Annotated in this window: 11 protein-coding genes; all 11 read right to left on the reverse strand. The window is 48.9% G+C overall.

The annotated features are described in order from the left end of the window. Window positions 1-35 precede the first annotated feature (35 nt). The 11 genes from rny to EXG77_RS10945 all read right to left on the reverse strand — a co-directional run bounded on the left by rny (window position 36) and on the right by EXG77_RS10945 (window position 12,231). Window positions 36-1,598, reverse strand: coding sequence for a ribonuclease Y (gene rny, locus EXG77_RS10895; RefSeq protein ID WP_023467703.1), 1,563 nt, complete (start codon window positions 1,596-1,598; stop codon window positions 36-38). A gap of 193 nt (window positions 1,599-1,791) precedes the next feature. After that, the gene (gene recA, locus EXG77_RS10900; protein ID WP_023467702.1) at window positions 1,792-2,835 is read right to left on the reverse strand and encodes a recombinase RecA; all 1,044 of its coding nucleotides are present in this window, start codon (window positions 2,833-2,835) and stop codon (window positions 1,792-1,794) included. A 111-nt stretch (window positions 2,836-2,946) separates the two neighbouring features. Then, window positions 2,947-4,179, reverse strand: coding sequence for a competence/damage-inducible protein A (locus EXG77_RS10905; RefSeq protein ID WP_035398191.1), 1,233 nt, complete (start codon window positions 4,177-4,179; stop codon window positions 2,947-2,949). A gap of 71 nt (window positions 4,180-4,250) precedes the next feature. Then, entirely contained in the window at window positions 4,251-4,829 is a 579-nt protein-coding gene (gene pgsA / locus EXG77_RS10910; RefSeq protein ID WP_023467700.1) for a CDP-diacylglycerol--glycerol-3-phosphate 3-phosphatidyltransferase, read from the reverse strand. Between the two features lie 63 nt (window positions 4,830-4,892). Further along, on the reverse strand, window positions 4,893-5,792 hold the full coding sequence (locus EXG77_RS10915) for a RodZ family helix-turn-helix domain-containing protein (RefSeq protein WP_035398676.1): 900 nt from the start codon (window positions 5,790-5,792) through the stop codon (window positions 4,893-4,895). 27 nt (window positions 5,793-5,819) lie between these two features. Beyond that, window positions 5,820-6,602, reverse strand: a complete 783-nt coding sequence (locus EXG77_RS10920; RefSeq protein ID WP_023467698.1) for a DUF3388 domain-containing protein — start codon at window positions 6,600-6,602, stop codon at window positions 5,820-5,822. Between the two features lie 94 nt (window positions 6,603-6,696). Continuing rightward, a complete protein-coding gene (ymfI, locus tag EXG77_RS10925) occupies window positions 6,697-7,401 on the reverse strand; it encodes an elongation factor P 5-aminopentanone reductase (protein ID WP_023467697.1) in 705 nt (234 codons plus the stop codon). Beyond that, window positions 7,401-8,672, reverse strand: a complete 1,272-nt coding sequence (gene yfmH, locus EXG77_RS10930) for an EF-P 5-aminopentanol modification-associated protein YfmH (protein ID WP_235147631.1) — start codon at window positions 8,670-8,672, stop codon at window positions 7,401-7,403. Before yfmH ends, ymfI begins: the two co-directional genes overlap by 1 nt. Beyond that, window positions 8,669-9,922, reverse strand: coding sequence for an EF-P 5-aminopentanol modification-associated protein YfmF (gene yfmF / locus EXG77_RS10935; RefSeq protein WP_035398195.1), 1,254 nt, complete (start codon window positions 9,920-9,922; stop codon window positions 8,669-8,671). Before yfmF ends, yfmH begins: the two co-directional genes overlap by 4 nt. Then, window positions 9,919-10,470 (reverse strand): cob(I)yrinic acid a,c-diamide adenosyltransferase, encoded by a 552-nt coding sequence (locus EXG77_RS10940; protein ID WP_029341191.1) that lies wholly within the window; start codon window positions 10,468-10,470, stop codon window positions 9,919-9,921. The genes yfmF and EXG77_RS10940 overlap by 4 nt, the downstream gene beginning before the upstream one ends. 33 nt (window positions 10,471-10,503) lie before the next feature. Beyond that, complete coding sequence (locus tag EXG77_RS10945) at window positions 10,504-12,231, reverse strand: ATP-binding protein (RefSeq protein WP_023467693.1); 1,728 nt, start codon at window positions 12,229-12,231, stop codon at window positions 10,504-10,506.

The following is a 12,231-nucleotide window of genomic DNA, read 5'->3' on the forward strand; positions in this document are numbered from 1 at the left end:
TCATTAAAAAAAGTGGCGGTCGCCCGCCACTCCACTTATTTCGCGTATTCGACTGCTCGTGTTTCCCGAATGACCGTGACCTTGATGTGTCCCGGATAATCGAGTTCTTCTTCGATTTTTTTCCGGATGTCACTCGCCATCTTGTGAGCCAGTACATCATCGACGACGTCAGGTCGAACGATGATACGGACTTCACGACCCGCTTGGATCGCAAATGATTTTTCGACACCGTCGAACGATTCCGAGATTTCCTCGAGGCGTTCGAGACGGCGGATATAACTTTCGAGTGTCTCTTGACGTGCACCTGGACGAGCAGCAGATAATGCATCCGCAGCTGCAACCAAGACGGAAATGACAGATGTCGCTTCCGTATCCCCGTGGTGGGACGCGATCGCATTGATGACGGTTGGATGCTCTTTGTACTTCGTACCGAGCTCGACTCCGATCTCAACGTGACTGCCTTCGACTTCGTGGTCGATCGCTTTCCCGATATCATGCAGAAGACCCGCACGCTTCGCAAGCGTGACATCTTCTCCAAGTTCAGCTGCCATCATACCTGCAAGGTGGGCAACCTCAAGTGAGTGATACAGGACGTTCTGTCCGTAACTCGTACGGTACTTCAAGCGACCGAGAATTTTGACAAGGTCCGGATGAATGCCGTGGATTCCGACATCATACGTCGCTTCTTCTCCGATTTCTCGAATCCGCTCGTCGACTTCACGACGGGATTTGTCGACCATCTCTTCAATACGGGCCGGGTGAATCCGACCATCCTGAACCAATTTCTCGAGCGCCATTTTAGCGACTTCGCGACGAATTGGGTCAAAACCAGACAAAATGACGGCTTCCGGCGTATCATCGATGATCAAGTCGATCCCAGTCAAGGTCTCGAGCGTACGGATGTTGCGGCCTTCCCGTCCGATGATCCGACCTTTCATCTCATCGTTCGGTAAGTTGACGACCGATACAGTCGTCTCTGCGATATGTTCAGCGGCGAACCGTTGAATCGCAAGTGACAAGATGTTACGTGCTTTCTTGTCGGCTTCTTCTTTTGCTTTTTGTTCGATTTCTTTTTGAAGAATGGCTGCGTCATGTAAAGCAGCCTGTTTCGTCTCATCCATGATGATCGTTCTTGCCTCGTCTTGCGATAAATTCGCGACGCGGACAAGCTCTTGACGTCCCTGTTCATACAGGTCCTCTACTTTGCGCTCTAGTTCTTCAGCTTGATGCTTCCGTTTCGCGATCTCTGCATCACGTGTATTGATTTGATCTTCCTTACGGTCGATAGCGTCAACACGGCGATCGAGTGTCTCTTCTTTCTGGAGCAACCGGGCTTCTTGTTTCGCTAGCTCTTGGCGACGTTCACGCAATTCTTTTTCCACTTCGTTACGAAGTTTGAATGCTTCATCTTTCGCTTCGAGTACTGCTTCTTTTTTCGTTGCCTCAGCCGATTCACGCGCACGTTCGACGATTTTGTTCGCTTCCGTTTCTGCGCCTTGAATTTTCGCTTCTGCAATCGATTTCCGCAAGAAGTAGCCTACGATGAATGCGATCAGCAAAGTGAGGAGAAGTATGACAATCCAAGTCAGTGTACTCATGGGTTCACCTCCCCTTTGCAAGGTGTTTCTTAGTTCATTTCGGTATTTCATCGAAGCTGTCTAAAAAACGTACATCTATATTGTAAGGATAGCACTCGTTCATTGTCAACGAACGGACGGGAAAGAATTCCACTGTTTTCCTCTTTTACACTAAAAAAGAGAGGATTCGCACGCGAATCCTCTCTGAAACGGTTTATTCAGCAAATAGATCTTCTGGTTGTTCTGCTTCGAAATCAACCGGCTCTTCGCGATCGACGAGACCGTGGTGTTCACGAATCAAACGTTCGACCTCTGCTGCGACTTCCGGATGCTCGACCATGTATTGTTTCGCGTTCTCACGCCCTTGACCGAGACGTTCAGAGTTGTACGAGTACCATGCACCACTCTTTTGAACGATATCAAGGTCTGTTCCGATGTCGATCAACTCGCCGACTTTCGAAATCCCGAGACCATACATGATGTCGACTTCCGCTTGTTTGAACGGAGGTGCGATCTTGTTCTTGACGACCTTAATCTTCGTTTTGTTACCGACGACATCCGTACCGTTTTTCAACGCTTCTGCACGACGCACTTCTAAACGAACAGACGAGTAGAATTTAAGTGCACGACCGCCTGGAGTTGTTTCCGGGTTACCGAACATGACACCGATTTTTTCACGGATTTGGTTGATGAAGATGACGATCGTCTTCGATTTATTCGTTGCACCAGACAACTTACGAAGCGCTTGGCTCATCAAACGTGCTTGAAGACCGACGTGTGAGTCACCCATCTCGCCTTCGATCTCTGCTTTTGGTACGAGTGCTGCAACAGAGTCGACGACAAGAATATCGACCGCACCAGAACGAACGAGTGCTTCCGCGATTTCAAGTGCCTGTTCCCCAGTGTCCGGTTGTGACAAGAGGAGCTCATCGATGTTGACACCGAGTTTGTTTGCATATGCTGGATCGAGCGCGTGCTCCGCATCGATGAATGCGGCTTGTCCGCCTTGTTTTTGAACTTCTGCGATTGCATGAAGCGCAACCGTCGTTTTACCTGACGATTCAGGTCCGTATACTTCGATGACCCGTCCACGTGGGTATCCACCTGCACCTAGGGCAATATCTAATGTAATCGATCCAGAAGAGATTACTGATACCTTCTGATCCGCATTTTCTCCGAGTTTCATGATAGAACCTTTACCGAACTGTTTCTCTATCTGGCGTAACGCCATCTCAAGTGCTGCTTTACGATCACTCACGTAGCAGGCCTCCTTTTAATTATCTTACTGAGATTATTGTACTTCTTTTGAGACCGAATGACAAGCATTTTACGAACATTTATTCGCATACTTGTACTTCGATCATTTTTCTTACTCTGATGATTTTTCGAGATGTTTCAGTAAAAGGAAATAGGTATCCTTGACGGCGCGCAGTCGAATCATGCCTCTGTCGAACGATGGATATTGCCATTCGACGATCCGTGTTCCATGTGCGTCCGCAACAGCACAATAGACCGTTCCGACCACTTTTCCACTGTTGCTCGTCGGACCTGCTTCCCCCGTCAAGGCGACGGCGATATCGGATTGATACAGTTCTCGTGCCCCTTCAGCCATCGCAATCGCTACCTCTTTACTGACAGCAGTATGCTCTCGTAATAAATCCTCTGGTACCGATAACACGGCTTGCTTCGCTGCATCATCATAGACGACAGCGCTCCCGCGCAATACTTGACTCGCACCGCTGACATCAACGAGACCACTCGCGACAGCTCCTCCCGTCAGTGATTCGGCGAGCGAAAGTGTCAATCCTGCTTCTTGATACCGTTTTAGGACGACTTCCGGCAGACTCGTCTCCCCATATCCATAAAAGTACATGCCGACTTCAGCAAGGACGTGTTGTTCGAGTTCATCGAGCATACGATCGGCTTCCTGTTGATCGAGTGCTTTAGCCGTCAGGCGCAACCGGACTTCAGCGAGCTCCGCATACGGTGCGACCGATGGATTGGTCGCTTCCTTGATCAACGTTTCTAGACGGTCGTTTAAAGCCGATTCCCCGATTCCGAAGAATCGTAACGTCCGAGAACGAATCGTTTCTTGACCGAATAGATGACTGAAGTGATCTTTGAGGATTTGCTTCATCTCGCGTGGCACACCGGGTAAGACGATATATTGGTGATGCTCCGTTTGGACCGACATACCGGGAGCAAGTCCTGCATCATTACGTAAAACCGTTGCACCATCGATGATTAATGCTTGTTTTCGTTCGTTGATTGTCATCTCCCGTTGACGTGTCTTTAAAAACCCTTCGATTCGCTCGTACGCCGCTTGATCGAGAACGAGATCACGTCCGAGGAGATCAGCGAGCACCTCTTTCGTCAAATCGTCTTCCGTCGGTCCAAGACCTCCTGTGATGACGAGGAGATCTGCCCGCTGTTGCGCCTGACGGAATGTTTCTTGCATCCGTTCGCGATTGTCACCGACGACTGTATGATAATGAACGTCAATTCCGGCACTCGCTAACCATTCGGAAAGGTACTGTGCATTCGTGTTCGCGATTTCCCCAAGGAGGAGTTCGCTTCCGACTGCGATGATTTCTGCTTTCATGTTGATTCCTCACCTTCTTGAAGTATAAGAAAAGACTGTTCGGTATGACGAACAGTCTAAATTGATCCATCTTACATGGATTTCGTAATTAACTTAATGTTTTTCGAGAAATATTCGACGCCTGAGTAGATCGTCAAGATCAAAGCAAGCCACATCGTAATATCTGCGAACGGAATGTTCCACATCGCAAAGATGATATCGTGCAACAAGTATGCCGTGATTGATGTCAGCTGGACCCATGTCTTGGCTTTGCCAGAGTTTCCGGCAGCAAGGACGATCCCTTCGTCAGATGCGACGAGACGAAGACCCGTGACTGCGAACTCTCGACAGAGAATGATGACGACGATCCATGCTGCGACGAATCCAAGTTCCACCAAGTAGACAAGCGCAGCTGCAACTAACATCTTGTCGGCAAGTGGATCCATGAATTTTCCAAAGTTCGTCACTAATTTTTGTTTACGAGCGATATATCCATCGAGCCAGTCCGTCAGTGAAGCAACAAGGAAGATGATAGCTGCAACGAAGTGTGAGACGGGAAGCTCGGCTCCCAACACATCCCACTGTCCCCAGTTCGGATCAATCGCAAGTACGATGACGAACACGGGAATTAATAAAACACGTAATACTGTCAATTGATTCGGTAAGTTCATGTAACGCCCTCCTCCTTCATTTCATATGTAAATGACATACCATCTAAAAGAAGGCACGCCGGATTACGGCGTGGCTACTTTCTTTAGATAGATGTTTTGGACGAGAAGCGAACGGTTCAGTTTCAGTTCTTGGTCATTGACGACGATTTTATCAATCCCTTTAATCGAACCGATCCGGATGCGGATCAAGTCCGTCTTCGCGTCCTTCACGACGATCGGATTCGGATCCGATGCGTTGATGTGGTCTGGCGCGAGTGCTTTTCCTTCAAGTGATGTATCACGCACACCGACGAATGGCGACGGAGAGGCATCTTTCTTGATTTGAATCGAGACACTCATCGTATCTTTCGTTGCGACTTCATACGTGACATCTTGACCAGATGTCGACTTCGCAGCAAGTGCCTCTTTTTTAGGTTCTTCTTTTGTTTCTTCCTGTTTCGCCGGTTCTTCCTTCGGCTCTTCTTCCGTCTTCGCAGGCGCATCCGTCTCTTTACTTGGCGCGTCCCCTTGATCGATCGTGACATCATTTTGCTTCGGTGCGGACGTCTTCGCCTCTTCGTTACCGTCGAGGAACGTCTGCAGACCATAATACAATGCAGTACCGATCGCAAAGATTAGTACGATGATGATGATGTTCGGAATCCAACGCTTCGCAACGCTCTTTTTCGGAGCACTGGATTTCGAATACGTCGCGCGCCGTGACAGTTCGACGACCGGTTGTGCTTCCGGTTCCGGAAGATCACGTTTATAAGTCGTAAAGACTTCATCGACGTCAAGACCGAGTGCTTCCGCATATGTCTTGATGAAGGCCCGGGCGTAAAAGGCTCCCGGCAATTGATCATAATTGCCTTCTTCGATCGCGACGATGTAACGCTTTTGAATCTTTGTCGTCGTTTGAATTTGTTCGAGAGAGACGCCTAGCGCCTCCCGTTGTTCCTTTAAGTAGGTTCCGAGCTCGGTCATCGGTAACACACCTTCCATTTTTCATACTTATTCAAAGTTGAACCAATCATTTCCCCCATGGGAACGAGGCAGTTCAGTCACAATGATTTCTTCAGTCGTGTTGCGTAATTCAATGATGTAATCAAAATCATCCCACGTATACTCACTCGATTTGACGAACGCATCCGGATGTTCGACGATCTTCGTCGCGGGTAGACGCATGACTTCCCGCAGGATTTGCCAGTGTCGTTCATCGAAATTTCGTTGTGACACTAACGCATCGATGATGTAAACATAATCACCCGTCCGCTCGTCGTCGAACAACGATGTTCGAACCGTCTGTTTAATCAACGTCGACGATAGGAACAGCCATTTCTTATTTGCACTGACGCTCGCTGCGACGATCGACTCCGTCTTACCGACGCGTGGCATGCCGCGGACACCAATCAACAAGTGCCCATCCTGTTTACATAGCTCTGCCATGAAATCGACGAGAATCCCTAAGTCTTCCCGGACGAAGCGGAACGTCTTTCGTTCATCACTGCTTTGATCGATATAGCGCCCGTGACGAATCGCGATTCGGTCACGTAGTTTTGGTTTTCGTAGTTTGATGACCTCTATGGTTGACATCGTCTTGAGAATAGCGGCGAGTCGTGGAATTTGATCCGGTTGTTTCGTTTGGAGCAACATACCGCGTCGTTGATGATCGACACCATTGATCGTCACGATCGAAATATGTAACATTCCCATCAACGAAGCAATGTCCCCGAGTATACCGGGACGATTGACCTTTAATTCATATTCGAGATACCATTGCTCGAACTCACTCACGCGCCCATCCTCCTCTATTGATACGATTATCCATTCCTCATGTTAAATGATTTTTTGAAAAATGAAAAGCATTCCTGAACTGAAATTCCAATGCTTACATCCACGCGCCATCTATTTTAAGGATGGCTCCCGATACATAACTCGATTCGGGTTGCACTAAGTAACGGATCGCAGTAGCCACTTCCTCTGCTTTTCCGAATCGTCCGGCAGGAATTTCAGCAATCGCTTCTGCCTTTTCATCCTCAGAAAAAATCGCGTTCATCGGCGTATCGATCCACCCCGGCGTAATCGCATTGATGCGTCCATGCATCGGTCCAAGTTCCTTACTGTATGCCTTGACGAATCCAAGCTGTGCCGCCTTGCATGTCGAATAGACGACCTCACCCGCGACACCTTGTTCTCCTAACACACTACTGATGACGACGATCGCAAGCTTCGACGTAAACGGTTTCGTCCGTGTCACGGTTTGGCTGATGCGCATCAACGCCTCGACATGAATTTTCCAGAGTTCGTGCATTGATGTTGCTGATTGATCGAGCAACAGACCGCTATAACTCGTTCCGGCACAATGGACGAAGGCATCGACGACAGGTAATGCCGCACAAAATGCCTGCAAGTCCTTCTCGTCTGCTAAATTCGCAGTCAGGATGTGGTGCTCGCCTTGCCACTCCTCTATCATCCGTTCTAAAACCGCTTGCTGTCGATACGTCTGAAGCACCAATTCATGTCCGGCGGCAGCAAGTTGTTTTGCTGCCGCAAGACCAATGGCGCCACTCGCACCGGTGATGAGGATTCGCATCACGCGTACGGTTTGACGATTGAGATCGCCCGGTTTTCAATGGCGAACAACTCGTCGAAACGGGCTTCAATCTCTTCTTTCGTAATCGAAGCAATCAATGTCGGAAGCGTGAACAGATTCGTACCGGCAAGTGCGTGACGCGAGAACTGATTCGCAATGAATTCCGGTGAATTCAAGGCACGGAGGAATTTCCCTTGCATCATGTTCCGCTTGCGCGTGACTTCATCTTCCGTGAAGTCAGGACGCGTTTGCAGGAGTGTCTCATACGCTTGGATGAACTTGTCTGGATCCTCTGTCTCCATGCCAAACGTCGCAAAGGCGAACTCTTCCTCACTCGAGTAATCAAAGCTGAACGTATCGTCAATCAGACCGTCTTCATACAGTTCCAAATACGTCGATGATGTCTGATCGAACAAGAGGTGTAACAGCAGTTCACTCGTTAACTCACGGCGGACTTGTGCCTCGCCGCGAAGCGATTCGTCCTTGTAACCGATCAATACCTTTGGTGTCTTAACGTCGAGCTCGAGTTCAAAACGTGGACGATGTACGCCATGCGGCTCTTGACCGTAATCTCGTTCGATTGCCGGGCGATCCGTATAGTCTTTCTTCGCTTGGTTCGCCTTGATCAATGCCAGTGTCTCTTCCGGATCGATGTTTCCGACGACGAACAACACCATGTTCGATGGATGATAGAACGTACGGTAGCAAGTGTACAAGTCATCGGCTGTGATTTGATTGATTGATTCCGGAGTTCCCGCGATATCGATCCGAACTGGATGCGATGCATACATCGATTCGATCAGACCGAAGAACAGGCGCCATCCCGGATTATCTTGATACATCTGGATTTCTTGCGTAATGATCCCTTTCTCTTTTTCAACGCTTTCCGGCGTGAAGTAGGGATCTTGTACGAAATCGATCAACGTCTCGAGGTTTTGTTCGATCAACGACGTCGCTGAGAACAAATACGCTGTCCGCGAGAACGAGGTAAAGGCGTTCGCAGAGGCACCGAGACGACCGAACTCTTGGAAGACGTCCCCTTTTTCGGATTCGAACATCTTATGCTCGAGGAAATGGGCGATGCCGTCCGGTACCGTGATCCATTCCTCGCCTTTTTTGAATCGTTGATCAATCGAACCATAACGCGTCGTAAACGTCGCATACGTCTTTTCGTATCCTTTTTTTTGCAACAAATAGACGGATAAGCCGTTATCGAGCTGCTCGTGGTATACCGTTTCGTCTGTATCGTGATAGGTTAGTTGTTCCATCATGCTTCACCTCGCAATAGATATACGGCATCAAGATCGATTGCCGCTGCTAATCGAACGACGTCTTCACGTGTCGCCGTTTCAATGATATGAATCTCATCTTCCAGTGTCAGTCCACGCATCTTCGAACCATTCAACCAACCAATCAGTTGACCTGGCTGATCAAGGATTTGACGGCGCGCATTGATCAACATCGCCTTCGTCTGTGTCAATTCTTCATCCGTGAACTGTCCTGCTTTCAAATCAACGAGTTGTTCCAAGATGATCTTCTCGGCACGTTCTGCTTCTTTCGTGTCGACCCCGGCATAAACATAGAGTGCACTGTTCAATGCCGCATACCGTGAAGCCGCATAATAGGCGAGACTCTCTTTTTCACGGACATTCATGAACAGTTTTGAATGCGGGAAGCCACCGAACAGACCATTGACGATTTGCATCCGAATCGAGTCAGCAGATGTCGGATCGACCGCTACCCGGTAACCAAGATGCAATTTACCTTGTTTGATCGGTTGCGTTTCACTCGACCGTTTTACACCATTGACTGCTTTTTGGGCCGGAATGTAATGACTGATTTTTTCAGAATGCGATGGCAAGAATGATAGAGCGTCTTCCATCTCCTCCTTCGTTACATGTCCGACGACGAAGACATCAATCCGGTCGTCTTCGATCATCGAACGGTATGTATCACGCAAGGATGACGGGGTGATCTGTTCGAGTTCTTCGAGTGTTCCAAGCGATGGCAACGCGACGGCTTCACCTGGTGCCATCAATTCGAGAAGACGTTGCTGTGCGTAGCGCATTTTATCGTCATATAGTGAACTGATCCGTAAGGCATGCAATCGTTTTTCTTGTTTGACGAACTGTTCACGGAAGCCACCTTCCGTCAAATCTGGATACAGCACCATTTGCTCGAGCAATTCGAGTGCTTCTTTTAACAACGACGGATGATGGACGAGTTCTCCCCGGATGACATCGAGTTGGAATGAGATGACATGCTCTTCTCCGAACTTCGACGCGTCCGCATAAAGTCCCGCATCATATAGTGTTTCAAGCGGCTCACGTAACGCTTTCATCGACGGATAAGCGGCTGTCGATTTTTCCATGATATACGGTAGGATTGCACGGCTTGTCAGCGTCTTCGCTTCTAACGGTGCTGAAAATGTGACGAGAATCGTCGTCGTCTTGAATTTATTAGTCGGAACGAGATGGTAGCTCGTTCCTTCCTTTTTCCATGTGCTAAATGACTGACTCATTGCTCTCCATCCTTTCGTTTGAATACATGCGCACTGCGGACATATTCAATATCTGCTTTTTGTTTGACGGCATTCTCGTAACGGGCTGCTGTAAAGAAGAAGTCACTGAGTCGGTTGATGAACGGTAACAAATGAGCCGCTTGAGGAACATCGATCATCGAACGTTCAACGCGACGACAGACCGTCCGTGCCACGTGTAACGTTGCAGCTGCTTCCGTTCCGCCAGGCAAGATGAACTTATCGAGCGGCGGTGATAACTCCGTTAACGTGTCGATCCAACTTTCTAAATCAACCGTCGCTTCTTGACTCAAACGTGACGGGCGCGGCTCGACATACATCAAGTCACTACCACAATCGAATAAGGCGTGCTGGATCACTGTCAGTTGCTCACGCACCTCGATTGACGATGCTTTCGTCCGGGCAAGTCCGACGAAACTGTTCAATTCGTCGAGTTCTCCCATCAAGCTAATCAACCGATCATTTTTTTTGACTCTTCCACCAACGAGAGATGTTTCTCCTTCGTCACCAGACTTCGTGTAAATTTTCATGTTTCATTCACTCCTATAGCGAAAGGAAGCGACTCATAATGTTCGCTTCCCTTGTTTTTTCGGTAATCGGATCCGGAAGGTCGCTCCCTCTCCTAAGCGGCTGTCGACTTCGACTTCACCACCATGAGCTCGGACGACATTCGCCACGATCGCAAGACCGATTCCTGTACCCGTCTTGCCACGTGTCCGCGCTTTATCCGCTTTATAAAAACGGTCAAAGACGAACGGTAGATCTTCTTCTGGAATTCCGTCACCCGAATCAATGACGGATAATGTAATGTTTTCCCTATCTTCGTCAATCTTAATCTTGATTTCACCGTTCTCCGTATAACGCAGGGCGTTCCCAAGCAGGTTCGTCAAGACTTGCTCCATCTGATCAGGGTCTGCTTCAAACGCGATGTTCGGACCAGAAACCGAGAAGGTAACTTGTTTATCGCGTCCCATCTGTTTGAACTTCTTGATCACCCGCTTCGCAAAAGGGATTGCTTCGACGGATTCAATCCGTAACTCCTGATAACCCGCTTCCATTCGTGCAAGATCAAGAAGATCGTTAACGAGTCTCGACAGTCGCTGGGACTCGTCGTAAATGATCGAAGCGAATTCCTTCGTTGCCTCATCACTCTCGGTCATCCCATCGACAATTGCTTCCGAGTACCCTTGCAGCATGACGAGTGGTGTCCGCAATTCATGACTGACGTTCGCGACGAAATCAGCGCGCATCTTCTCGAGTTGCTGCGCTTCCGTCATATCACGCAAGACGGCGACCGCTCCGATCTGTTCTTCTTGTTCGAGTAACGGACTGACGATGATGATGTAGAAGCGTCCCTCTCGTTCAAAGGAGACCGTCATCTCCGTCTCTTCACGCATGACCGTCTGGAATAACTCAATTAGTTCATCCGGTACGGGAGAACCCGCCAAAAAGGCTTCAGCCGGTGGATTCGTCGCGAGGAGCTCACCTGATTTCGAGAACGTCAACACACCGTCTGCCATACAGCGCAGAATCGAGGAGAGTAAATGCCGCTCCTTGTCGAGATCGGTGACGTATTGATTGAGTTGACTACTCATTTCATTGAACGCAAGCGCTAAGTCACCGATCTCATCCCGTGAACGTTGCGTCAGGCTCTGATCAAACTTTCCTTCACCGGCCTCAACGACAGCTTGGCGAATCGTTCGCAGTGGCGCCGTGATTCGTGTCGAGAGGAAGAAGGCAAAGACGGTCGTTCCGATGATCGCTAACAGGACACAGAGTTGAATGATTTGACGTGCACCCTCATTCGCCTGTTCGATGTTCGTCAATTGCTCGATCAAGTAGATCGTTCCGTTGCCACTATCCGTAATGAGCGGTGCCCGATACGCGAGTGCTGCTTTTCCATCAAAGGTCTCATAGTTGCCTATCGCTGTCTCGCCTTCTTCACCATCAATTGCTTTCCAGTTCTGACGTTCGAGTTCCTTGATGATCCGGTTCGCCTTCGCTTGTGAAATGTTCGCTTCGACGGAATCGTCCTGGGTCTTTGCAATCAGTGTCGCCCCATAGATATCCGTGATTTCAACAGCAGTACTCGACCCTTCCTCGATGCCGGAGTGCGCCTGAAAGACGGTCTCGACTTGTTGACCGAGCTTTGCCAAGTGCCCCCGCTCCTGTTCGATATGGAACGAGTTGAAAAATTCAAGTAACAAGATCGTCAAGGCGATCAAGACGACCGAAACGAGTAACAGAATCGTTCCCCATAGTTTGATGACAACGCTTTGCAACCATTTCAT

This window comes from Exiguobacterium sp. OS-77, assembly GCF_000414195.2.
In the GTDB taxonomy this organism is placed as follows: Bacteria; Bacillota; Bacilli; order Exiguobacteriales; family Exiguobacteriaceae; genus Exiguobacterium_A; species Exiguobacterium_A indicum.

Coding starts and splice junctions, on each gene's coding strand:
- yfmH (WP_235147631.1), bottom strand. CDS start 8,672: ATGATGGAACAACTAACCTATCACGATACAGACGAAACGGTATACCAC.
- EXG77_RS10915 (WP_035398676.1), bottom strand. CDS start 5,792: ATGACCGAGCTCGGAACCTACTTAAAGGAACAACGGGAGGCGCTAGGC.
- EXG77_RS10905 (WP_035398191.1), bottom strand. CDS start 4,179: ATGAAAGCAGAAATCATCGCAGTCGGAAGCGAACTCCTCCTTGGGGAA.
- pgsA (WP_023467700.1), bottom strand. CDS start 4,829: ATGAACTTACCGAATCAATTGACAGTATTACGTGTTTTATTAATTCCC.
- EXG77_RS10940 (WP_029341191.1), bottom strand. CDS start 10,470: ATGAAAATTTACACGAAGTCTGGTGACGAAGGAGAAACATCTCTCGTT.
- EXG77_RS10945 (WP_023467693.1), bottom strand. CDS start 12,231: ATGAAATGGTTGCAAAGCGTTGTCATCAAACTATGGGGAACGATTCTG.
- ymfI (WP_023467697.1), bottom strand. CDS start 7,401: ATGCGAATCCTCATCACCGGTGCGAGTGGCGCCATTGGTCTTGCGGCA.
- yfmF (WP_035398195.1), bottom strand. CDS start 9,922: ATGAGTCAGTCATTTAGCACATGGAAAAAGGAAGGAACGAGCTACCAT.
- rny (WP_023467703.1), bottom strand. CDS start 1,598: ATGAGTACACTGACTTGGATTGTCATACTTCTCCTCACTTTGCTGATC.